We start from the raw sequence: 22,646 nt of genomic DNA, 5'->3' as shown, positions 1-22,646 counted from the left end.
TATCCATGGGCAAAGAGCCGGCGGCGACCGAAAAGGACAGGCTGGTCACCGTCACCCTCGATCCCAATACCATCACCTCGATCAATCCCGACGAGGTGCATGAATGGCGCATCGCCATCTATGATCTGCTCGAGGACAATGAGTTCCGTCCCGCCCGCGTCAGCGCCATCGGGCCCTATGCGCTCCATATCTCGATCATCGGCAATTACATCCTGCTCGATGTGCGCCACCCCGAAACCTTCCAGCCCATCGCCGCACACTATCTCTCGCTGACTCCGTTCCGTCGGCTGATCCGCGACTATTTCCGCATCCGCGACGCCTATTACGAGGCCATCCGCTCCGCCCAACCCTTCCAGATCGAAACCGTCGACATGGCGCGGCGCGGCATGCACAACGAGGCTGCCGAGCTTCTGCGCTCCCGCCTCACCAACAAGATCATCATCGATCTCAATACTGCGCGGCGCCTCTTCACCCTCATCTGCGCCGTTCAGCCCTATGCCAGCCGCATCGATGAGGCGACCAGCGAACTGCCCTCTGTGCTTTTCGTCTGCTCGATGAATTCGGTGCGCTCCCCCATTGCCGCCGCGCTTGCTCGCCAGTCCTTTCCTGGCCGCGTCATTGCCCGTTCGGTGGGCGTCAATGGCGGCAAGGCCGATCAGTTCGTGCATGAGGTCATGGAAGAAGTCGGCATTGATATGAGCGTGCACACGCCCCATATCCTGGATGAACTGGTCGCCAACCATTTCGACCTCGTCATCACCCTGTCCGATGATGCACCTGGGGCGGTGCGCCGCAAGGGGCTGGAAATGGGTGCCCTGGAAGAGTGGGAGGTGGAAGATCCTTCCCTGGTCGAGGGCAACCGCGAACTGGTCCTCAACGCCTATCGCAATCTGCGTGACAGTCTCCGCAAGCGGGTCCGTACCCGCCTCGAACCCCTGGTGTCATGACCCTTTGGCGCCGTTCGGACGGCTGTTTTGCGGCCCGAAAGGACGATAAATCCGCCATTTGCTCCTGTTCATCGGCGGGCGGAAACGCCGATGGGGGCAAGTGGTTCACAAAACCGATGAATTGAAGTAGGTTCCGCCCGATTTTGCGGTCTCGGCTAGCCATGATGGCGCGCGGGACCTTCTCAGGAGAAAGTATGGCCAAGGAAGAAGTGCTCGAATTCCCGGGCGTGGTCACCGAATTGCTTCCCAACGCGACCTTTCGGGTCAAGCTGGAAAACGAACACGAGATCATCGCCCACACTGCCGGCCGCATGCGCAAGAACCGCATCCGCGTTCTCGCCGGCGATAAGGTGCTGTGCGAAATGACCCCCTACGACCTCACCAAGGGTCGCATCACTTATCGCTTTAAGTGAGGCGCGACCGCCCTTTGGCGGGCAAGACGATCCGGTGGATCGTTTTGAGCACCGAACGCCCTGAGCCATGCGAAGGGCCCGGCCTATCCACGGAGCTCGATTGACGAATGGCCAGCCGTCCGGACCTTATCCTGGCCTCCGCCTCGCCGCGCCGGCTTGCCCTGTTGAACCAGATCGGCATCGAGCCGGAGCATCTGGTGCCGGCCCATGTCGATGAAACCCCCGAAAAGGGTGAATTGCCGCGCAAGCTGGCCCAGCGCCTGGCTGACCTGAAGGCCCTCACAGCCCAGCACAAGGCGCGCGTCGCCGGCTTTGGCGCCAATTCGCTGGTGCTGGCGGCCGATACGGTGGTCGCCGTTGGGCGCCGCATCCTGCCCAAGGCCGAGACCATGGAGGAGGCGTCCGATTGCCTTCGCTTGCTCTCGGGCCGCGCCCATCGCGTCTATACCGGCATGACCCTGATCACCCCCTCGGGTGCCCGCCGCCATCGCCTGGTTGAGACCCGCATCCGCTTCAAGCGTCTGTCCTCCAAGGAAATGGAAGCCTATCTCGCCAGCGCCGAATGGCGCGACAAGGCGGGTGGCTACGCCATCCAGGGCATTGCCGGCGCCTTCGTGGTCAAGCTCTCCGGCTCCTATTCCGCCGTCGTCGGCCTGCCCCTGCACGAAACCAGCCAGCTCCTCGCCGGCGAGGGCTATCCGGTGCACTTCAACTGGCTCAACCAGTCCAGCCTGTCGGGGGTCTGATGGCCGCGTCGAGCCAGAAAAAATGCCCCATCTGCGGCAAGCCCATGGTGGAAGAGTTCAAGCCCTTCTGCTCGAAACGCTGCGCCGATGTCGATCTCAACCGCTGGCTCACCGGCAATTACGTCATCCCGGCCCGGGACGACGAACCGCTTCCGGACATGGACGGCGACGACCAGAACTAGCCACAATAGCCCGGCAAACACCGCCGCGCCTCCTCCCCCTTGACGGGGGCCGGGTGGGGGTGCCCACGGGCACGGAATGCCTGGGGCATTCATCGCCACCGCGCCGCCCTCGGGCCTGACCCGAGGGCCACTCGAAACGGCGCTGATCTGGTTCAGATCACCAATGCTCCCCGCGTAACCCCTAAGGACGGCCTCCGCACGCAGGAAGCGCCCAGGCGTCCGTCCCGCTCACGTCACGACGGCACAAATCCCTTTTTCCACACCACGTTTTCACGCTTGCGCGGCAAAAACCGTTCCCCTATAAGGCCCGTGGCTTGCGGCCAACGTCGCAAAATCCCTGATGCCCAGATAGCTCAGTTGGTAGAGCAGCGGATTGAAAATCCGCGTGTCGCTGGTTCGATTCCGGCTCTGGGCACCACTTCCTCAAAACCGATGCACGTCCTCTGCAGCAGCAACGCCTGCGCTGTCCCTGATCAAGCGATCACACATGTCTTTGTGAAGTGCGCATGACCCAAAAAGTCGCTAAGCATGGAACAAAGGATGAACAATGGCCGCACTCACTCTCAGCCGCAAACTGGCAATCCTCGCCGACGCTGCAAAATATGACGCCTCCTGCGCTTCAAGCGGCAGCGAAAAACGCAATAGCGCCGGCACCAAAGGCATTGGATCGACCGAAGGCAGCGGAATCTGTCATTCCTACGCGCCCGACGGGCGCTGCATCAGCCTGCTCAAACTGCTGCTGACCAATTTCTGCATCTACGACTGCTCCTATTGCATCAACCGCTCGTCCTCCAACGTCCAGCGGGCGCGGTTCGATGTCGACGAAGTGGTGCAACTGACGCTCAACTTCTATCGCCGCAACTACATTGAGGGTCTGTTCCTTTCCTCGGGCATCATCAAATCGCCCGACCACACCATGGAGCAGATGATCCTTGTGGCGCGCAGCCTGCGCGAGGACCATCTCTTCGCCGGCTATATCCATCTCAAAATCATTCCCAACGCGGCGCCCGAACTCCTTCTCGAAGCCGGCCGCTGGGCCGATCGCCTGTCCACCAATATCGAACTGCCCACCGATATCGCACTTGAGCAATTCGCCCCGGAAAAGCGCCCGGCCGAAATTCGCACGGCCATGGCTCGGTTGCGTGGAAAACTTGACGAGTCGAAACCCGACGCCAAGGACACGCTGAAACCAGCCAAATTTGCGCCTGCCGGGCAATCGACGCAGATGATCATCGGCGCCGACGCCGCCAATGATTCCGCGATACTGACGCGGGCGGCCGGGCTTTACTCCGGCTACCAATTGCGCCGCGTCTATTATTCGGCCTTCTCGCCCATTCCCGATTCAAGCGCCAAACTGCCGCTCAAGCCGCCGCCCTTGATGCGCGAGCACCGGCTCTATCAGGCCGATTGGCTGATCCGCTTCTATGGTTTCGAGGTGCCAGAAATTGTCTCCGGCGGCGAGGCGGGCGACCTGGATCTGGCCATCGATCCCAAGCTGGCCTGGGCACTCAAACAGCGGCAGAGCTTCCCGGTCGACGTCAACCGGGCGGACCGGGAAATGCTGTTGCGCGTGCCCGGGATGGGTGTGCGCAGCGTGGACCGCATCATCGCCGCGCGCCGGCATCATCGGTTGAGGCTTGAGGATGTGGCGCGCATGACCGCCTCGATCGACAAGGTGCGCCCCTTCATCATCGCTGCCGACTGGACGCCCGGCCAGTCCCTTGACCACCATCGCCTGCGCGAGCGGCTGGCGCCGCCGCCTGAACAATTGGCCCTGTTCTGATGCTCGCGGTCAGGTTGCAATCACCCAACGATCTCGATGAATGGCGGGGCAAGGCACGGCGCCTGCTGATGGCCGGCATGGCGCCCTCGCAGGTGGTCTGGCGCACCGGCGCGGAAGAGAACGGCCTGTTCGAGGCCGGCGACGGCATGCTGCCCAGGCCCGACGGGCCAGTCGGCTCGGTACCGGCAGGGTTCATGGAGCTTGCCGCCTCGGCAATCCAGCACAGTGATACCGGGCGCTTTGCCATCCTCTTCAGTCTGCTCTGGCGGTTGCAGACGGATCGGCACCTGCTGGCCAATGCCGGAGATCGCGATGTGGCCCTGCTGACCCGCATGGCGTCGGCGGTCCACCGCGATAGCCACAAGATGAAAGCCTTCGTACGGTTTCGCTCGGTCCGCGATGCCAATAGCCAAGAGCGGTTCATTGCCTGGTTCGAGCCCGAGCATTTCACCCTTGAGGCCACCGCGCCATTTTTCGCGCGACGCTTTGCGGGCATGAACTGGGGAATCGTCACCCCTTATACCAGCGCCTGGTGGGATGGTGAGGTCTTGAGTTTCGGGCCCGGCGGCAGTCGCACTGATGTGCCTGCCGAAGACGCTGTGGAGGACGACTGGAAGACCTATTACGGCGCCATTTTCAACCCGGCGCGGTTGAAGGTGGCGATGATGAAATCGGAGATGCCGGTTAAATATTGGCGCAACCTGCCCGAGGCGGAGCGCATTGCCCCGCTGATCCGCAATGCCAAGGCGATGGAGCAGGAGATGATCGAGCGTGCTGCCACCCAACCGCCGGCCCGCCACATGCGCCAGGAGGCGCGTCGGCCCACGCCGGTCGCGCAGGACCACGAAGACATACGCAGCCTCGTCGATGCCCGCGCGGCAGTCGAGGGGTGCCAGCGCTGCCCATTATACGAACACGCCACCCAGGCCGTCTTCGGCGAAGGTCCATCCTCGGCAGACATTATGTTCGTTGGCGAGCAGCCCGGCGATCAGGAGGACTTGCAGGGAAGGCCTTTTGTCGGTCCTGCCGGAAAGGTGCTTGATGAGGTGATCGAAAAGGTGGGGATCGACCGCAGCCGGGTCTATGTCACCAATGCCGTCAAGCACTTCAAGTTTGAACCGCGCGGCAAGCGCCGCATTCACCAGCGGCCGGATGCTGGGGAAGTTCAGGCCTGCAAATTCTGGCTCAATCTGGAAATGGGTTTCGTCAAGCCCAAGGTCATTGTTGCCCTTGGCGCTACGGCGGCACAAAGTCTCTTGGGTCGGGCTAGCGTAACCATCGGCAAGTTACGGGGCGAACCGATCCCGCTCGATGATGGCATCATGCTCTTTGTCACCAATCACCCCTCCTACCTCCTGCGCATTCCTGACGCCGAGGGCAAACGCCGCGAGCGCGAAAAGTTCGAGGCTGATCTGACGCTGGTGCGGGAAGCGATGGCCGGTTTGGACTGAGGCGATCGCGAGCGCAGTCATGCTGATTTGCCCAGCGGGCCGCGTAACCTTACTGCTGGGCAGATCTTTCCATCGCCTGGCGCAATTGCTTGAGCAGCGCGCCGCCGGTGATCTGTTCCAGGCTGTAGCCTTCTGCCTTGAGGGCGCTCCGGATGTCCGTGACCGAGTGGAACCGCCCGGAATTGGCGAGAGCAAAGGCACGTTCGAGGGCTGTCATATTGGCTATCATGCCCCACCATACCAGAGGCGTCGCGCGAAAACAAAAAAGGCCGCCACAAAGGGCGACCTTTCGAATTTCGTCGGTTTGAAACCGAAGACTACTGAACGAGCGTCAGGTTGACGGCCGATTCACGACCATCGCGGCCGCTTTCGACGTCATAGGTGACCTTGTCGTTTTCGTAGAGACCGTCGATGCCGGCCTGCTGGACAGCGGAGATATGGACGAAGTGGTCCTTGCCGCCGGTTTCCGGGGTGATGAAGCCAAAGCCCTTGGTGGTGTTGAAGAACTTGACGGTGCCTTTGATAGCCATTTTACTTTTCCTTTGGCTCGGACGTGATGCGAACGAGCGTTAGCCCAACGGGGTGCTGGTGCTTCCAACGTTCACATTGCAGATCTCGAGAGCCAGAGGTCGGAGTGATCCGACAAAAGGCAGCCGACTGAGGCCGAAAACGTATGATGCCCTTATGACTCCAGATCGTGACGAGAGCAAGGCGTTGTTGCGTTGCCGGACCAGATTTGATGCAAAAAGCCGCCTCTTGCATACCAGCTACCCACTTTTCGACGGGTTTACTGCCAGATTGCCCAAATTTTTATCTATCCGCAAACGCTCCCTTTACACCGGCAAGTCTAGATTGTCCCCCTGACCTTGAGGGCGGACCATGTTGGCGGGCGATACGGAACTATTGCTTCGCGTGCAGACGGAAGTCTTGGAAGCCGTCGCGCGCGGCGAGGAACTGAGCGAAGTCGGCGCCATCCTGTGCCGCCGCGTCGAGAGCTTCGTGCCCGGTGCCATCTGCTCGATCCTGTTGATCGATGGCGATGGCAAGGTGCGTCCGCTGGCCGGCCCCAGCCTGCCGGCCGCTTTCTCCGAATCTATCGATGGCGCCGGCATTGGTCCGAGAGCCGGATCCTGCGGGACCGCCGCCTGGCGCAATGAGCCGGTGATCGTCACCGACATCGAAACCGACCCGCTCTGGACGGACTATAAGGGCCTGGCGCTGCCCCTGGGCCTGCGCGCCAGCTGGTCCAGCCCCATCTGCAATGCTGACGGCAAGGTGGTCGCCACCTTCGCCTTCTACTATGGCACGAAGCGCGGCCCGTCTGATTTCGAGCGCCAGATCGTCGACACCTGCCTGCATCTGTGCGCCCTGGCCATCGAGCATGACCGGGTGCATGCCAAGAACCATCACCTCGCCTATTTCGACGCCCTGACCGACCTGCCCAATCGTGCCCATTTCAACGCCACGCTGGCCGAGAAAACGCTGGACGCCGAGCCTTTCGGCCTGCTGCTGCTCGACATCGATCATTTGAAGCTGGTCAATGACAGCATCGGCCATGCCGCGGGCGACGCGCTCATCCGCGCCATTGCCGCGCGCCTCGCCCTGTGCCGCCCGGACATCCTGCCCTGCCGCCTGGGTGGCGACGAGATGGCCATGCTGGTCGAGAACTGCGCCGATCACGCGACCCTGGCGACTGCAGCCAGCCGGGTTTTGGCGGCCGTTTCCGGCATGGTCACGGTCGGTGGTCAGAGCGTGGACGCCCATGTGACCCTGGGCGGCGCGCTTTATGGCGTGGACGGCACCGACGCCGATACCATCTGCCAGAATGCCGATTTCGCGCTTTATCAGGCCAAGCAGACCCACCGCGGCGGCTATGTCGGGTTCAGGCCCGATCTGCGCACCGCCATTGTCGATCGCATCGCCATGGTGCGCCAGCTCGACGCCGCCATGGCCGAAGGGCGGCTGATCCCGCATTACCAGCCCATTGTCCGGCTCGAAACCGCCGAGATCGTCGGCCTCGAAGCCCTGGCCCGCCTGGTCATGCCCGATGGCACCATCGTCTCGGCCGGCGCCTTCCATGCCGGGCTCGATGATCCGCGCATCGCCTACCAGTTGACCGGCAAGATGCTCGATCAGGTTGCCCGCGACATCCGCATCTGGCTCGACGAGGGCATTCCGTTCCAGCATGTGGGCGTCAATGTCACCACCGGCGATTTCCAGCGCGGCGATCTCGCCGAGCGCGTCGGACAGCTTTTTGCGGCCCACAATGTTCCGCTCAGCCACATCGTGCTGGAGGTCAATGAGGCGGTCTTCATGGGCGGCAGCGATCAGGCCGTGCCCCATGCTGTCGAGGCTCTGCGCGCCCAGGGCATTCTGGTGGCCCTCGATGATTTCGGCACCGGCTTTGCCTCGCTCACCCACCTGCTCAGCTTTCCGGTCGATATCATCAAGATCGATCGCTCCTTCGTGGAAAAGCTGGGCGGCGACCAGCCCAGCGAGGTCGTGGTGCGCGCCATTCTCGATATCGCCCGCCGGCTGGATATGCGCGTCATTGCAGAAGGCATCGAAACCACCCAGCAGGTTGGTGTCCTGCGCCAGTTCGGGTGCCTGATGGGGCAGGGCTACCTGTTTTCCCGTCCGGTTCCGGCCAGCGACGTCACAAGGCTGCTGCGCCTCTTCGGCCAGAAGCAGCCGGCGTCCAAACGCCTGCGCGCCTCCGCCTGACGCAATCCACGCTTGCCAGAAAATAAGGAGGGCCCGGACACCGGAGGGAAGTGTCCGGACCCTTATTGGCTCTGGCGAATAAGCGGCGCAACGAGCCGGGGAAGGGGTTCCGCCACGCACATGCTACCGCCGAGCACATGAGACGCGCGCTGGAGGGCACGCTGCGTCCTTGCTATCGAAATAGGTGGAATTGGTCCCCATTCAAGGGGACCGCCCTCAGATGAGATTGGTGAGCAGCGTGGCCGCCACCGCGATGACGCCAAAGGCGCTCAGCGTGGCCGCCAACAGCATGGTGCGCAGGTGCTCGCTATGGGCGCTGCGGCGCACCGCTCGCCGCACTGCCGCCAGATCTGTGCCAAACTGCTCTGCATCGAGATTTGCCATGGGTCCGCCCTGCTACATATGGCGTTCACCTGAACACCTGTTGCCTTGCCGGGGCAGCCGCCTTGCTGGACTGTTTCTCGCCCTGATGGAGAAAGAATACGCCTCCTCTTCTCCGCGCCGAACCACAGCCTTGCAACGCGGTTAATTTGTTTCAAACGCCACCTATTTGCATCTTGTATGGAAGATATTGAATCCGGCGGGCGAACATGGCAAAACCGCTGCCATGACCCAGCCATCCCATCTCCATCCCGATCGTCTTTTTCCCGCGTCCGAGCCGGTCCGTTCCACCGCGCGCGATCTCTATCCTGCGGTGCGCGATCTCCCTATCGTCAGCCCGCATGGCCACACCGACCCGTCCTGGTTCGCCCAAAACGGCCGCTTTGCCAGTCCCCCGGCGCTCTTTCTCACACCCGACCATTATGTGCTGCGCATGCTCAAGAGCCGCGGCATATCCTATGATGCGCTCGGCATCCCGCGCCGGGACGGCAAGCCGGTCGAAACCGATGGCCGCACGGCCTGGCGCCTCTTTGCCGAAAACTACCATCTCTTTATGGGCACGCCGTCGAAAACCTGGGTCGATCACTCCCTGCATGCGGTCTTCGGCATCACCGAGGAACTCTCCGCCGCCACCGCCGACAGCATCTATGACGCCATCGACGCAAAACTGGCGACGCCCGACCTCTTGCCCCGCGCCATCCTTGGGCGCTTCAAGGTTGAGGTCATCGCCACCACCGAATTCGCCCTCGACCCGCTGACCCATCACCAATCCATGCTCGATGAGGGTCTCATCGGTCAGGTGCGCACCACCTATCGCCCCGATGACGTCACCGACCCCAGCCGCGCCGCCATTGTCGAAAACCTGCAAAAATTCGGCGAACTCACCGGCGAGGACATCAGCAAATGGGATGGGTTGATCAATGCTCATCGCAAGCGCCGCGAATATTTCCGCCGCTTCGGTGCCGTCGCCACCGATCACGGCGTCCCCACCGCTAACACTGCGGATTTGCCGCTCGCCGAAAAGCAGGCGCTGCTCGACAAGGTGCTGGCTGGCCGTCACGACGCCCATGATGCCGAGCTGTTCCGCGCCCAGATGCTGACCGAAATGGCGTTGCTCTCGGTCGAGGACGGCATGGTCATGCAGATCCATGCCGGCTCGCGCCGCAATACCGATCCGCTGTTGTTTGACGAGCGCGGCACCGACCTTGGCGCCGACATCCCCGGCCCCACCGACTATGTGGGCGGCCTCAAGACCCTGCTCAGCCGCTGTGGCAATGAGCCGAACCTTAGGCTCATCATGTTCGTCCTCGACGAAACCACCTATGCGCGCGAACTGGCGCCCATGGCCGGTTACTGGCCCAGCCTGATGATCGGCCCGCCCTGGTGGTTCCACGACAGCCCGCAGGGCATCCGCCGCTATCTCGACCAGGTGGTGGAAACCGCCGGCTTCTATAACCTTGCCGGTTTCAACGACGACACCCGTGCCCTGCTTTCCATCCCAGCCCGCCACGATGTCTGGCGCCGCGAAATCTGCGGCTTCCTTGCCAACTGGGTTGCCGAGCACCGCCTCAGCAAGTCCAGCGCTCAGGAAATCGCCATCCACCTGAGCTACCAGGCCGCCAAGGACGCTTATCGGATCAGGTCGTAGCCCTGCTTATCTAGACACCCTCCTGCTGAAAGTGTGGGCGAACACCCCGCTAGGCCAATCGCACAGACACCTCCCCTTGACGGGGGAGGTAGCGAAGCTCGGCCGTCAGGCCGTAGCGCAGCTAGGTGGGGGTGCCGTTGAACCCGGGTTCGCATCTGGACGACCCTGGGGTGCCCATAGTGAAGCCCCGCCCCACTCCCACCATCTTTACCCGCCACCAGCACAGAGCCGTCGAATCCCGTCCCGGCTTCTGCTTTAATGGCGCCATGATGAATCAGTCTCCTGTCGAAACGGCGCTCAGCCGCGCCATGATCCGCTGGTCGCTGACCAAGTCCACGCCCGTCGCGGAAACGCCGCGCAGCTGGATTTTTCGCGTCGAGCAGAACGGCCGTAACCTTGCCGCCCTGAAGATATTGAAACCCGTCGTCGCCGAGGAGGAGGGCAGGGGCGCTCGCCTCCTGCAATGGTATGCCGGCGACGGCGCCGCCACGGTCTTCGACATGCACGGCGATACCATCTTCATGGAATGGCTCGATGGCGGCACCTTGGGCGATGCAGCCCGCGCCGGTCGCGATGAGGAAGCCAGTATCGCCATTGCCACGCTTGTGGGCCGCCTGCATCAACCCCGCGCCGATGCGCCCTCTGACCTGGAGCCCTTGCGCCAGCGCTTCGAGCCACTGTTCAAGACCGAAATGCGCGCCTGGCCGCATACGGCACGAGACCTCTATGCGCGTTCGGCCGGCATTGCGTTAAAACTGTTCGACAAGCCCATGCCTGAAAGGCCGCTGCATGGCGACCTGCACCACGACAATATCCTCTCTTCCGATCGCGGCTGGCTGGCCATCGATCCCAAGGGGTTGGTCGGCGATCCGCATTACGAACTCGCCAATTCTTTCCGCAACCCGTTCGGTGCGCCCATTCTGTCCGCCGATCCGCGGCGGATCAAGGCCATGGCCGATACCTTCTCGGCCCGTCTCGGGCTCGACCGCAAGCGGTTGCTCGGCTTCGCGGCCGCCCATGCCGGCCTTTCGATCTGCTGGGATCTGGCCTCGGGCAATGCCATTACCGGCGATCTCGCCGTCCTTCCCAATCTTCTCAGCGCATATGATCAGGCGGTCTGAACCATTTGACCCAGTCCACACCCCTCCGTCTGTCCCGCCGCACCATGCTCGCCCTTGGCGCGGCGTCCCTGCTCTCGGCCTGCGCCTCGACCATTCCACCGCTCCCGGCAAAGGTCTCGAACCGCCCCGAGGACCTGTCGCGCGAGCAGATCGTTTCCACCATCAACGCGGTGCGCCGCGCCAATGGCGCTGGGGCCTGGACATATAATCCGCTGCTGGAGAGTGCGGCGCGCTCCCAGGCCCGGCTGATGGCCAGCAAGGACACCCTGAGCCACGATCTCGGCGTCACCCTGCGTCAGCGCGTCAGCACGGCGGGCTATCAACTGGCCGTGGGCGAGAACGTCGCCAAGGGCTACAAGACCCTCCCCTCCGCCATCGAAGGCTGGCTGGCCTCCCAGGGCCACCGCAATACTCTGCTCTCCAACCGCTTCACCGAATTCGGCCTCGCCTTCGCCCGCACCGGCTCCGGCAAACTCTACTGGGCCCTCATCGCCGGCGGACCCTATGAGGCCTGGGCCCAAGCCTAACGATTAATGTCGAATGCTCATGTTCATCGCTCCCTCCCCCTTGCGGGGAGGGAAGCGAGATAGGACTTGGCGGCACGCTAAGTCCGTGGATCGAGCAGGGTGGGGGACTGTTCTGCGCAGATATGGTGCAGAATTTCGGCTCACCCCCGCCTAAACACCAGCGCCGTCTCCAAATTCCCATCGCCCCCTGCAATCGGCGAAGCAACTTTGCTTCTGAGCGCAAACCCCGCGCCCTCGACAAACGCCACGACCTCCCCCATGGCTCGCTCACCGGCCTCCAGGTCCGTCACAATCCCTCCCTTGCCGACAAACTCCCGCCCAACCTCGAATTGCGGCTTGAACAGCACCACCGCCTCGGCCCGCGGTCCGCACAATCCCAGTGGTGCCGCAAGCACCTTGGTCGCCGACACAAAGCTCACGTCCGATACGACCAGATCAATGACCTGAGGGATGCCCTCCCGATCCAGTTCCCGCGCATTCACGCCCTCAAGGCTCACCACGCGCGGGTCGCTGCGAAGGCTCTCATGTAACTGGTCATGCCCAACATCGACCGCAAACACCTTTGCCGCGCCGCGCTCCAGCAGCACCTGGGTGAACCCGCCGGTCGAGGCCCCAACATCGAGGCACACCTTTCCCGTAACATCGATGCCGTCCGCATCCAGCCCCGCAATCAGCTTCAGCGCCGCGCGAGACACATAGCCGGCCGCCGGATCGTCCAGCGCCAGCACATCGTCCTCGCCGATCATCTGATTGGGCTTCTTCGCTGGGGCGCCGTTGACCGAAACGGTGCCGCGCAGAATGGCGTCGCGGGCGCGGGCCCGGCTGGGCATCAGCCCGCGTTGCTCCAGCGCCAGGTCGAGCCTTGTGCGGCTCACCCCTTGACCAGTCTTTCGATCTTGGCCCGCGCCGTTTCGCTCGCTTCCTCATAGGCAATCGTGCCCTCGAAAGTGCCATCGGCATCGATCAGGAAGGTCAGTGCCGTGTGGTCGACGAGGTAGAACTCGCTCTCCACATCGCCCGACTTTTCGGAGAACACGCCAAAGGACGCCTTGACCTTCTCGGTCTCTTCGACACTGCCCACCAGACCGATGACGCTGGGGTCGAACCCCTCGACATAGGATCTGACCATTTCGGCAGTATCGCGCTCGGGATCGACCGTCACGAAGATGATCCGCAGGTCGTCCTCGCTCAGCCCCAGCTGTGCCCGCCAGGCGGTCGTTTCCGCCAGCGTCGTCGGGCAGACATCCGGGCAGAAGGTATAGCCAAAGAAAATCAGGCTCGGCTTACCCACCAGGTCGTTCTGCGTAAACGTCCCGCCCTTTGTCGAGGCCAGGGTGAATTCCTGTCCCGTCACCCCAAGCGGCCGCTGCGGCGGTCGAAACGCATAAAGCGCTGTCGCCCCGATGGCCGCCACGGCCACCAGCACCCACAGCACGATGCGGAAATTGCGAAGGGTCGTGTTGGTCGTCATCTCGTATCCCGTTGAGCGCCATTCGCGCCATTACCCACCGAAGCGACTCCTCCCCCTATCAGGGGGAGGTTGGGTGGGGGTGCCCCTCAGCCCGCATCCAGCGGCTCAGTCCCGATCGCCTTGCCCTCGCGGCTCAACGTGATCTTCTCGATCCGCGCCTCGGCCGTCTTGAGCAGCGTCTCGCAATGCGCCTTCAACGCCTCGCCGCGCTCATAGATGGCGATGGACTCGGCCAGTGGCGCCTTGCCGCTTTCGAGCTTGCCTACGATCTGCTCAAGCTGCTCCAGCGCCGCTTCGAAGCTGAGCGTTTTCACATCGTCATGTGCAGTTTCGGCCATTGTGCTTCCGCTCGTTCAGAATCTGTTCATTAAGCTACCCCAGGAGCGTCGCCACATGTTGGCGCACACCCCCGGCGAGCCCCTTGAGGTCATAGCCACCTTCGAGCAGCGACACAATCCGGTTGCCGCAGCGACGCCCGGCCACCTCCATCAACTGTGCCGTGACCCAGGCAAAATCCTCGTCCACCCATTCCAACTGCGCCAGCGGATCGCGGATATGCGCGTCGAATCCGGCCGAGATCAGCAGCAGGTCCGGCGCAAAATTATCCAGCGCTGGCAATAACTTGTCGGTATAGGCAGCGCGCATCGCCGCCCCGCCCGAATGCGGCGCCAGCGCCACATTGACCACATTGCCCATCCCGGTCTCGCTCGGATCACCCGTGCCTGGATAGAGCGGCATCTGGTGGCTCGAGGCGTAGAACACGCTCGGGTCGTCCTTGAAAATGTCCTGCGTGCCATTGCCGTGATGCACATCGAAATCCACGATCGCCACCCGCTCGGCCCCATATTTCCGCTGCGCCTCCCGCGCCACGATGGCCACGGTGTTGATGAGGCAAAACCCCATGGGCGTTGAAATTTCCGCGTGATGACCGGGCGGTCTTATAGCGCAAAAAGCATTGTCGACCTCGCCCAGTAGCACTGCGTCGAGGCCCGCCAGGGCGCCGCCGAGCCCGGTCGCCACCACATCCAGCGAACCATCCGAAATAAAGGTATCGGCATCGACCTGCCCGATCCCCTCGGCGGGCCGCGCATCGCGCAGCCGCGCCAGATAGGCCCTATCATGCACCAGTTCGGCCAGCATCAGGTCGCCATAGGGAGCGCTGCTGCGCTTGAGCGCCGCAAACCGACTGCCGGTCAACGCTTCTTCGATCGCCCTGATGCGATCCGGACGTTCAGGATGACCCTCCGGCGTCTGGTGGTCGGCAAAATTGGGCTGGCTGACCAGGAGCGTCGTCACAGCGTTCTCCGCATTTGGTTCTTCGTCTTGACGCGGGCCGGGCCTGTTGTCAAACACCGCACATGACCCTCCTCGACCAGAACGCCATCGATGATGCCGCCGCGCTGCTTCGTGCGGGCAAGCTGTGCGCCTTTCCCACCGAGACGGTCTATGGGCTTGGCGCCGATGCGACCAATTCCGATGCGGTACTCTCGATCTATGAGACCAAGGGCAGACCGCGCTTCAATCCGCTGATCGTCCACTGCGCCGATCTGGCCATGGCCGAGACGCTGGCGCAATTTCGGCCCCTGGCGCGGCGCCTCGCCGAAGCTTTCTGGCCCGGCCCGTTGAGCCTGGTACTGCCGCTCAAGTCTGGCCATGGCCTGGCCGATATCGCCACAGCCGGTCTCGACACCGTGGCCTTGCGCGTTCCCGACCATCCGGTAGCGCTTGCCCTGCTGCGTGCGACCGGACGGCCATTGGCGGCGCCATCGGCCAATCCCTCGGGCAAGCTCTCGCCTACCAGCGCCGGGCAGGTCCGACGCGGATTTGGCGAGAAAGTGCCGGTTCTCGATGGTGGCCCCTGCACCTCGGGCGTTGAATCCACCATCATCGCCATAGATGGCACCCGCTTCATCCAGCTCCGGGCTGGCGCCCTTGCGCGCGAAGACATCGAAAAGGCCATGGACCGGCCGGTCGAACTGGCGGAGGAAGGGGCCGCGATCTCGGCGCCCGGCATGCTACTGAGCCACTATGCCCCCAACGCCCATATGCGGCTCGATACCACCCCCATGCCTGGCGAAGCCTATCTCGCCTTCGGCCCCGTGGCCCCCCACAACAGCCTGGTCCGCAATCTTTCGGAAATCGGAGACTTGCACGAGGCCGCTCGCAACCTTTTCTCCATGCTGCATGAACTCGATGCGGCCGGCGCAAACGTGATCGCCGTGGCCCCGATACCGGAGACGGGACTGGGCGAGGCGATCAATGACCGGCTGAGGCGAGCTGCCGCACCAAAAAGCTGAGTACGATCAGCTCCAACGTCGCCCGCCGCTTCAATGCGCCGTCCTCGGATCAAGCCCGAAGATTGTCCTGCGTTTGACGGATGTGCATGCGATCGACCTAATCCCGCACATTGTAGGGCTTCTGGTCCCGCATGAACCGCGCCAGCGCTTCGAGGTCAGCATCGCCGCCGGGCGGCAGCACCACGCGGATATTCACGTACAGGTCGCCATCGCCGTAAAGACCTTTACCCTTGAGCCGCAGCGCCTTGGCCGTGTCGACGCCCGGCGGCAGGGTGAGTTCCACCGATCCATCCAGCGTCGGCACCCGTACCTTGGCGCCCAATATAGCCTCATAGAGCGTCACGGGCACATCGGTGCGCACGTCGTTGCCATCCTTGCGGAAGGTCTTCGATTTCTCGAACCGGACCGTGACCAGCGCATCACCAGGCTCGCCGAAGGGGCTGGGTGAACCCTGGCCCTTGAGTCGGATCTGCTGGCCTTCCTCGACCTTCTCTGGGAGCTTGACCGAAAGCATCTTGCCGGTCGGCATGCGCACCGGCACCGAGGCGGCCTTGTGGGCGTCCTCGAGCGAAATAGCGACCGTGACGACGATATCTTCGCCCTTGCCACTGCGCGCGCCAGCGCCGCCGGCAGTGGTGCCGGTAAAGGGGTCCCATTGGGCACCGCCGGCAGGTCCACGGGCGCCGGCACCACCGCGCGCCTGACCGCCAAATCCGCTCATGAACTCCTTGAGGATGTCTTCGGCCGAGAAGCCGCCGGCTCCAGCGCCGGGGCGTGCACCCCGGCCCGCGCCGGCAAATCCGCCACTGCCGAAGCCGGCAAAGCGCGGATTGCCCTCAGCGTCGATTTCGCCACGGTCAAACTGGCCGCGCTTGTCGCTATCGTTGAGCAGGTCATAGGCGTGGGTGGCCTCGGCAAACTTGCCGTGTGCCGTCGGGTCTTCGGGATTTTGGTCGGGATGGTACTTCTTGGCCAGCTTGCGATAGGCGGACTTGATGTCCTTCTCGCTTGCGGACCGCGACACCCCAAGGACGGTGTAAGGATCGCGCATTGGGTCCAATCTTTGCTCTCGGGCAAGGCCCGTGATTTATTCGGGCATTGTTTGCCCCATCATTGCTGTCCTATATGGCGATGGCCCCCCGGCTTGTCCAGTTTTGCCGGGGCAAGGCCAAGGAAAAATGAGCATGCTGCAAACGCTGACTGAACGGCTCTTTGACGACAGTGATCGGACTGACCTCGATCCCTTTGCCGTGTTCGAGGAATGGTTTGCCCTGGCTCAGCAGAGCGAGCCCAATGATCCCCATGCCATGGCCCTCGCCAGCGCCGACCCAACTGGCCTGCCTGATGTGCGCATGGTGCTGCTTAACCGGCGCGATTCGCGGGGCGTTTGCTTCTTCACCAATTTGGACAGCGAGAAGGGCAGGCAATTGCTGGCCAATCCTCAGGCGGCCATGGTCATGCACTGGAAGAGCCTCCGGCGTCAGGTGCGCATGCGCGGACCGGTTGAGCAGGTGACCCAGGCGGAGGCCGACGAATATTTCGCATCGCGCGCCAGGGGCAGCCGCATTGCTTCGGCGACCTCGAAACAGTCCCGGCCGCTGCCCAGCCGGCAGCAGATGATGGACGAAGTTGCCGGCCTCAACGCCATGATTGGGGAAGGCGACATGCCCCGCCCGCCGCACTGGTCCGGCTTCCGCCTCGTGCCGCAGAGCATTGAGTTCTGGAAGGATGGCGAGTTCCGGCTGCATGATCGCGTCCGCTTCACCCGCAGCGGCCTTGGCAGCCCCTGGGAAAGCGTGCGGCTCTACCCGTGATGCAGGATGGCTGCTTTCCCATGGGAGCAGATGGCCCCAGGGTCCGGGGGGAGCACTTCTTCAAACAAGCGAAAGACACTTCGGCTATTCTGCGCGCCGGATTGGGGAACGAGTTTTCGTGCGGATACTGATCAGAACCTCGAAATGGGCGACCCTGGCGCGACGGCTGGGCGGGCTAGCCGTCCCGTTGACCGTGGTGCCGGTCATCATGCACCGCGAGCGGTTCCTCGATTCCGGGATATTCCTGGTCGTTGCTCTATTTGCCTGTGGCGTCGCCACCCTGGCGGTTCTGTCTGCCTTCGTGGCCCTGGCGCGGCTTTGGCACACGGGTGACCAGGGCTGGGGCAGGGCGCTGGCTGGAATGTTCCTTGGCTTCCTGTGCCTCGCCCCGTTCATCTATTACGGGTCCTTGGCGCTGCGCTATCCCATCGTCACCGATATAGCGACCGCGCCACGAGGCGCCCTGCCACTGGTTTTTGAGCCGGACACTGCGGCCATGCCGCCGCCGCGCGCATTGACGCCCGAAGAGCAACAGCGCTTCTTCCCCAACGCCATCACGCGCAGCTATCCGCTGGATGTCCTGCAGCTCTTTGCCATCGTCGAGCATTTGGTCGAGGTTGAGGGCTGGGACATTCGCCAGCGCCGCGAACCGGTCGGTAACGAACCCGGGCGCCTCAACGCCCGCATTGTGACCCTTGTCGGCTGGCGCGAAGAAGCCGTTTTGCGGGTCTCTGGCATTGCCGGCGGTGCGGCCGTGGATATGCGTTCTGCCTCCATCGGCGCCTTGCATGATCTCGGCTCGAACGGCCAGCGGATCAGTGAATTCCTGGTGGCGCTCGACAATGAAGTAACTACATTCCTGCGCGACAATTCCAATTTTGGTCAGGCAGAGCCCGCCGAACCCGATGCGCCGGCCCCCGAGGTCGAGACCGGTAATGGCGGCTGATTTGGCCTAGTCGGTCAGTGTCCGCCGCACGGCGTCATCCCAACCTGCCACCTTTGCTCGGCGCCTTGCCGCGTCCATCTCCGGTTCGAAGCGCTGGTCCCGCGCCCAGCCGGTCGCGAATTCAGCCATTCCCGGCCACACGCCAGCCTTCATCCCGGCGAGCCAGGCGGCCCCCAATGCCGTGGTTTCGAGGATTGTCGGACGATCCACGGGCGCATCGAGAATGTCGGCGAGGAACTGCATGGTCCAGTCCGAGGCCACCATGCCGCCATCGACCCGAAGCACCGTCTTGGTGCCGCCACCTTTCCAGTCCTTGCGCATGGCTTCCAGGAGGTCGCGCGTCTGATAGCAGACTGCCTCCAGCGCCGCCCTGGCGATCTCGGCTGGGCCGGTATTGCGGGTAATGCCAAAGATGGCGCCGCGTGCTTCGGCGTCCCACCAGGGTGCGCCCAGCCCCACAAAGGCAGGGACCATGTAAACGTTCTGGCTGGGATCTGCCGAGCGGGCCAATGGGCCAGTTTCGCTCGCGTGTGTCACTAGTTTCAGCCCATCGCGGATCCATTGCACCGCGGCCCCAGCGATGAAGATCGAGCCTTCGAGCGCATAGGTCGTCTTGCCATCGAGCCGATAGGCTATTGTGGTGAGCAGCCGGTTCTGCGAAGGCATCATGTCCGCGCCGGTATTGAGCAGGGCAAAGCATCCCGTACCATAGGTCGATTTGACCATGCCGGGTTCAAAACAGGCCTGCCCGATCGTGGCCGCGTGCTGGTCGCCCGCCACCCCGAGGATGGGAATGGCGGTGCCAAACAGTGTCGCCTCCGTCATCCCGAAATCATCGGCGCAGTCCTTGACCTCCGGCAGGATCGCTGCCGGCACTTCCAACAGTGCGCAAAGCTCTTCGTCCCACTGATTGCGTCCGATATCGAACAGCAGCGTACGTCCCGCATTGGTCGCGTCGGTCGCATGCACCTTTCCGCCCGTCAGTCGCCAGATGAGGAAACTGTCCACGGTGCCAAAGGCAAGCTCGCCCTTTTCGGCCCGTGCCCGCGCGCCGTCCACATTATCGAGCAACCATCTGACCTTGGTGCCGGAGAAGTAAGGGTCAAGCAGCAGCCCGGTCCGTTGGGTGAACAGCGCTTCGTGGCCTGCATTTCTAAGCTCGGCGCAGAGTGCTGCCGTGCGTCGGTCCTGCCAGACTATGGCGTTGTGGATGGGCTGGCCCGTTGCCTTGTCCCACATCACTACCGTTTCGCGCTGATTGGTAATCCCGATGGCGGCAATGTTCGTCGCCGAGACATTGGCCTCCGCCAGCGCCGTCTTGACCGACCAGACGACGCTCTCCCAGATTTCCTCCGGATCGTGCTCGACCCATCCATCCTGCGGGAAATGCTGGGTGAACTCCTTCTGGCCGACACCGGCGATCCTGCGTGTCCCATCGAACACGATAGCCCGGCTCGATGTCGTGCCCTGGTCGATAGCTAGAATGAACTTGGTCATGAAAACTCCCCATCGGCCCTACGGCTCTTTCTTCATCCTCCCCCGTCAGGGAGAGGTGCTGTATCCAGTGCGCTGCTACACCCGCGACCGCAGATACTCCTCAAGCCGCGCCACATCTTCGGCGCCCACCTTCAATCCCAGTTTCGTGCGCCGCCACAACACATCTTGTGCCGTCCGCGCCCATTCGCTCGCAACCAGATAATCCACCTCGGTCGCATATAGGTCCGCACCGAAATGCGCGCCCAGATCAGCCTCGGCACTGGCCGCGCCAAGCAACATCCGCGCTCGCGTTCCGTAAAGCCGCATCAGCCGGCGCAACAGCGTTCCCGGCAGACCCGGATATTCCATGCCCAGCCGCCGTACTTCCGCGTCAAAGCTCTTTGGGCCGAAATCGCCGCCGGGCAGAGTGCTACCCTTGGTCCAGGCATCCCCCTTCTTGCCCAGAACCTCCACGATCCTTTCCAGCACCGATTCTGCCAGTCGCCGCGATGTCGTCAGCTTGCCGCCAAACACATTGACCAACGCGCCGGTTTCCGCGTCGCCGTCGAGCTTGAGCACGTAGTCGCGCGTCGCTTCCTGCGCGGCGCTGGCGCCATCGTCGAACAGCGGCCTGACGCCCGAATAGCTCCACACGATGTCGTCCTTTGTCACGCCCCTGGCGAAATATTCGCTCGCAGCCTTGAGCAGATAGTCCGCTTCCTCCGGAGTGATCGTCACATCCTTCGGATCACCGTGATAGTCCCTGTCGGTGGTGCCGATCAGGGTGAAATCATCCTCATAGGGAATGGCAAAGAAGATGCGACCGTCACTATTCTGAAAGAAATAGCAGCGGTCGTGATCATAGAGCTTTTTCACCACGATATGGCTGCCCTGGACCAAGCGCACATTATGCGCACCATTCTTGCCCATGACGCCATTGATGACTTCGTCCACCCAGGGGCCGGCCGCATTGACTAGCACCCGGGCCTCTACGGTCTGCCGGCCTGCCTCGCCATCGAGTTCAATGGACCAGACGCCGTTCGTCCGTCGCGCCGAGATCACCTTGGTGCGCACATGAATGGCTGCGCCCCGATCTGCTGCATCGCGGGCATTGAGTACCACGAAGCGCGCGTCGTTCACCCAGCAGTCGGAATATTCAAAGCCCAGCCTATAGCCGGGCTTGAGCGGCTTGCCGGCGTCGTCCCCGGTCAGGTCCAGCGTCTTGGTTGGGGGGAGCAGGCGCCGTCCGCCCATATAGTCGTAAAGCGCAAGCCCGGCCCGCAACACCGCCGCTGGCCTGAGGCCCTTGTGGTGCGGTAGTACGAAGCGCAGCGGCCAGATGATATGCGGTGCCGCCGCCCAAAGGACTTCGCGTTCGGCTAGCGCTTCATGCACCAGCCGGAATTCGTAGTGTTCGAGATAGCGTAGTCCGCCATGGATCAGCTTGGTAGCGGCCGAACTGGTGCCAGAGGCAAGGTCGTTCATTTCCGCTAAAGCCACGGAATAGCCACGTCCAACCGCATCACGTGCCACGCTGGTGCCATTGATGCCGCCCCCGATAACGAAAATGTCCAGCATCACGCCACCCCCAATATAGTAGAGGTTCGTTTATACGACATATGCTTTCGTTTGTGGAGGCATTTCATTTCGTTTAAACTACCATACAAGACGGACATTGACCTTGTCGGCGGCGGGGGCTAGGGCAGGGTATTCGCTCTCAAGGCCCAGGTCGCTGGCCGATGCTTTCCATTCTTGCCGTTATCGCGCCCATCTTCGCGCTCATCGCGCTGGGCTATCTGGCGGTGCGCTTCCGCCTCTACCCTGCAGAGGGGGTCAAGGCGCTGATCGCATTCGTCAACAATTTCGCTACCCCGTGCCTCCTGTTCTATTCGATCGGCACCAGCGATTTTCGCGCCGCCTTCAATATCGGCATTATCGGCCCGTTCTATCTGGGCGCCATTGCCTGTTTTGTTATCGGCATCATTGTAGCGCGCCGCTTGTTCGGCAACCGGCCGGGAGAAGCGGTGTCTGTCGGCTTTGCTGGCACCTTTTCCAACACGGTGCTGGTGGGCTTGCCGCTCATGAGCCGCGCCTATGGCGAGGGCGCACTGCCCGTCACGCTCTCAATCATTGGCCTGCATGGGGCGATTCTGCTGACCCTGAGCATGGTGACCATGGAACTGACCCGGCGCGGCGGTCAGCCCCTTGGTCCGACACTCGTCCTTGCCACAAAGCGCGTCGGCACGAACCCGCTGATCTGGGGCATTCTGGGCGGTATGGCCCTGTCGCTGTCCGGTCTCACGCTGGCCGAACCGATTGCCGCCTTTTTTTCCATGCTCGGCCAGGCCGTGGTGCCCGCCGCCCTCTTCGGCATTGGTGGCGCGCTCAACGAGTTCAAGCTCTCTGACAATTGGAAGCAGGCCCTCGTGGCTTCGCTCATCAAGCTCATTATTCATCCGGCCCTCGCCTACGCCTTGATGATCTGGGTGTTCCATGTCCCCATGGATATTGCGCGCTATGGCATCCTGCTCTCGGCCATGCCGGCGGGCATCAATATCTATGTCTTTGCCACCTTCTATGAGCGGGGCGTCAGCGTCGCCGCCAACACCATCCTCATCGCCACGGTCCTGTCTGCCGTGACAATTTCCGGCTGGCTTTGGGTGCTCAGTCTCTAAGCGAAAAGGCCCGTAGCGCCATGGCTCCCGATTGAGAGCGCTCT

The 22,646-nt window shown here is 62.7% G+C and carries 24 protein-coding genes and 1 tRNA gene; 15 read left to right on the top strand and 10 right to left on the bottom strand.

Annotated elements, in window-relative coordinates; all coding sequences use genetic code 11:
* Positions 1 to 5: 5 nt before the first annotated feature.
* From ACXYMS_RS08850 to ACXYMS_RS08820, 7 genes are all read left to right on the top strand, one after another.
* Positions 6 to 947, top strand: a complete 942-nt coding sequence (locus tag ACXYMS_RS08850) for a UPF0262 family protein (protein WP_458905513.1) — start codon at positions 6 to 8, stop codon at positions 945 to 947.
* 194 nt (positions 948 to 1,141) lie between these two features.
* A complete protein-coding gene (gene infA / locus ACXYMS_RS08845; protein ID WP_035082742.1) occupies positions 1,142 to 1,360 on the top strand; it encodes a translation initiation factor IF-1 in 219 nt (72 codons plus the stop codon).
* A gap of 107 nt (positions 1,361 to 1,467) precedes the next feature.
* Positions 1,468 to 2,106 carry a Maf-like protein gene (locus tag ACXYMS_RS08840; RefSeq protein WP_458905510.1) on the top strand — a complete coding sequence of 213 codons (639 nt, stop codon included), beginning with the start codon at positions 1,468 to 1,470 and terminating at the stop codon, positions 2,104 to 2,106.
* Positions 2,106 to 2,288, top strand: a complete 183-nt coding sequence (gene yacG / locus ACXYMS_RS08835) for a DNA gyrase inhibitor YacG (protein ID WP_458905508.1) — start codon at positions 2,106 to 2,108, stop codon at positions 2,286 to 2,288. Before ACXYMS_RS08840 ends, yacG begins: the two co-directional genes overlap by 1 nt.
* Before the next feature lie 342 nt (positions 2,289 to 2,630).
* Positions 2,631 to 2,706 (top strand) — tRNA-Phe (locus ACXYMS_RS08830).
* A 129-nt stretch (positions 2,707 to 2,835) separates the two neighbouring features.
* Positions 2,836 to 4,071: a putative DNA modification/repair radical SAM protein gene (locus ACXYMS_RS08825; protein WP_458905506.1), complete on the top strand. Its 1,236-nt coding sequence runs from the start codon at positions 2,836 to 2,838 to the stop codon at positions 4,069 to 4,071.
* Positions 4,071 to 5,522: a UdgX family uracil-DNA binding protein gene (locus ACXYMS_RS08820; protein WP_458905504.1), complete on the top strand. Its 1,452-nt coding sequence runs from the start codon at positions 4,071 to 4,073 to the stop codon at positions 5,520 to 5,522. Before ACXYMS_RS08825 ends, ACXYMS_RS08820 begins: the two co-directional genes overlap by 1 nt.
* 49 nt (positions 5,523 to 5,571) lie before the next feature.
* Here ACXYMS_RS08820 and ACXYMS_RS08815 read toward each other — a convergent pair whose 3' ends face one another.
* A complete protein-coding gene (locus tag ACXYMS_RS08815; RefSeq protein ID WP_458905502.1) occupies positions 5,572 to 5,739 on the bottom strand; it encodes a hypothetical protein in 168 nt (55 codons plus the stop codon).
* Between the two features lie 100 nt (positions 5,740 to 5,839).
* On the bottom strand, positions 5,840 to 6,052 hold the full coding sequence (locus ACXYMS_RS08810) for a cold-shock protein (RefSeq protein ID WP_458905501.1): 213 nt from the start codon (positions 6,050 to 6,052) through the stop codon (positions 5,840 to 5,842).
* Positions 6,053 to 6,434: 382 nt separating this feature from the next.
* Here ACXYMS_RS08810 and ACXYMS_RS08805 point away from each other — a divergent pair, with 382 nt between their 5' ends.
* Complete coding sequence (locus ACXYMS_RS08805; protein WP_458905500.1) at positions 6,435 to 8,246, top strand: bifunctional diguanylate cyclase/phosphodiesterase; 1,812 nt, start codon at positions 6,435 to 6,437, stop codon at positions 8,244 to 8,246.
* Between the two features lie 216 nt (positions 8,247 to 8,462).
* On the opposite strand, the gene ACXYMS_RS08800 is transcribed toward ACXYMS_RS08805, so the two are convergent.
* Positions 8,463 to 8,630: a hypothetical protein gene (locus ACXYMS_RS08800; RefSeq protein ID WP_458905499.1), complete on the bottom strand. Its 168-nt coding sequence runs from the start codon at positions 8,628 to 8,630 to the stop codon at positions 8,463 to 8,465.
* Positions 8,631 to 8,853: 223 nt separating this feature from the next.
* On the opposite strand from ACXYMS_RS08800, the gene uxaC reads away from it, so the two are divergent.
* The 3 genes from uxaC to ACXYMS_RS08785 all read left to right on the top strand — a co-directional run bounded on the left by uxaC (position 8,854) and on the right by ACXYMS_RS08785 (position 11,923).
* Positions 8,854 to 10,275: a glucuronate isomerase gene (uxaC, locus tag ACXYMS_RS08795; protein WP_458905497.1), complete on the top strand. Its 1,422-nt coding sequence runs from the start codon at positions 8,854 to 8,856 to the stop codon at positions 10,273 to 10,275.
* Positions 10,276 to 10,454: 179 nt separating this feature from the next.
* A complete protein-coding gene (locus tag ACXYMS_RS08790) occupies positions 10,455 to 11,396 on the top strand; it encodes an aminoglycoside phosphotransferase family protein (protein WP_458905495.1) in 942 nt (313 codons plus the stop codon).
* A gap of 5 nt (positions 11,397 to 11,401) precedes the next feature.
* On the top strand, positions 11,402 to 11,923 hold the full coding sequence (locus ACXYMS_RS08785) for a CAP domain-containing protein (protein ID WP_458905493.1): 522 nt from the start codon (positions 11,402 to 11,404) through the stop codon (positions 11,921 to 11,923).
* Between the two features lie 140 nt (positions 11,924 to 12,063).
* Here the strand turns inward: ACXYMS_RS08785 and ACXYMS_RS08780 are convergent, their stop codons facing one another.
* From ACXYMS_RS08780 to ACXYMS_RS08765, 4 genes are all read right to left on the bottom strand, one after another.
* Entirely contained in the window at positions 12,064 to 12,798 is a 735-nt protein-coding gene (locus tag ACXYMS_RS08780; protein ID WP_458905492.1) for a TlyA family RNA methyltransferase, read from the bottom strand.
* Positions 12,795 to 13,394 carry an SCO family protein gene (locus tag ACXYMS_RS08775; protein WP_458905491.1) on the bottom strand — a complete coding sequence of 200 codons (600 nt, stop codon included), beginning with the start codon at positions 13,392 to 13,394 and terminating at the stop codon, positions 12,795 to 12,797. Before ACXYMS_RS08775 ends, ACXYMS_RS08780 begins: the two co-directional genes overlap by 4 nt.
* Positions 13,395 to 13,480: 86 nt before the next feature.
* The gene (locus ACXYMS_RS08770; RefSeq protein ID WP_458905489.1) at positions 13,481 to 13,732 is read right to left on the bottom strand and encodes an exodeoxyribonuclease VII small subunit; all 252 of its coding nucleotides are present in this window, start codon (positions 13,730 to 13,732) and stop codon (positions 13,481 to 13,483) included.
* 34 nt (positions 13,733 to 13,766) lie between these two features.
* Positions 13,767 to 14,690 (bottom strand): histone deacetylase family protein, encoded by a 924-nt coding sequence (locus ACXYMS_RS08765; RefSeq protein ID WP_458905487.1) that lies wholly within the window; start codon positions 14,688 to 14,690, stop codon positions 13,767 to 13,769.
* 62 nt (positions 14,691 to 14,752) lie between these two features.
* On the opposite strand from ACXYMS_RS08765, the gene ACXYMS_RS08760 reads away from it, so the two are divergent.
* Positions 14,753 to 15,691 (top strand): L-threonylcarbamoyladenylate synthase, encoded by a 939-nt coding sequence (locus ACXYMS_RS08760; RefSeq protein ID WP_458905486.1) that lies wholly within the window; start codon positions 14,753 to 14,755, stop codon positions 15,689 to 15,691.
* A gap of 97 nt (positions 15,692 to 15,788) precedes the next feature.
* Here ACXYMS_RS08760 and ACXYMS_RS08755 read toward each other — a convergent pair whose 3' ends face one another.
* Positions 15,789 to 16,742, bottom strand: a complete 954-nt coding sequence (locus ACXYMS_RS08755) for a DnaJ C-terminal domain-containing protein (protein WP_458905484.1) — start codon at positions 16,740 to 16,742, stop codon at positions 15,789 to 15,791.
* Between the two features lie 127 nt (positions 16,743 to 16,869).
* On the opposite strand from ACXYMS_RS08755, the gene pdxH reads away from it, so the two are divergent.
* The gene (pdxH, locus tag ACXYMS_RS08750; protein WP_458905482.1) at positions 16,870 to 17,505 is read left to right on the top strand and encodes a pyridoxamine 5'-phosphate oxidase; all 636 of its coding nucleotides are present in this window, start codon (positions 16,870 to 16,872) and stop codon (positions 17,503 to 17,505) included.
* 118 nt (positions 17,506 to 17,623) lie between these two features.
* Positions 17,624 to 18,451 carry a DUF1499 domain-containing protein gene (locus tag ACXYMS_RS08745; protein ID WP_458905480.1) on the top strand — a complete coding sequence of 276 codons (828 nt, stop codon included), beginning with the start codon at positions 17,624 to 17,626 and terminating at the stop codon, positions 18,449 to 18,451.
* Between the two features lie 6 nt (positions 18,452 to 18,457).
* Here ACXYMS_RS08745 and glpK read toward each other — a convergent pair whose 3' ends face one another.
* Both glpK and glpD read right to left on the bottom strand, forming a co-directional pair.
* A complete protein-coding gene (glpK, locus tag ACXYMS_RS08740) occupies positions 18,458 to 19,948 on the bottom strand; it encodes a glycerol kinase GlpK (protein ID WP_458905478.1) in 1,491 nt (496 codons plus the stop codon).
* 75 nt (positions 19,949 to 20,023) lie between these two features.
* Positions 20,024 to 21,520 (bottom strand): glycerol-3-phosphate dehydrogenase, encoded by a 1,497-nt coding sequence (glpD, locus tag ACXYMS_RS08735; protein WP_458905943.1) that lies wholly within the window; start codon positions 21,518 to 21,520, stop codon positions 20,024 to 20,026.
* A 146-nt stretch (positions 21,521 to 21,666) separates the two neighbouring features.
* Here glpD and ACXYMS_RS08730 point away from each other — a divergent pair, with 146 nt between their 5' ends.
* Positions 21,667 to 22,602, top strand: coding sequence for an AEC family transporter (locus ACXYMS_RS08730; protein WP_458905477.1), 936 nt, complete (start codon positions 21,667 to 21,669; stop codon positions 22,600 to 22,602).
* Positions 22,603 to 22,646 lie beyond the last annotated feature (44 nt).

It is taken from the genome of Devosia sp. CAU 1758, from assembly GCF_054482695.1.
The sequence above is the reverse complement of the archived record's forward strand: the minus strand, read 5'-3'. Positions and strand labels throughout refer to the sequence as shown.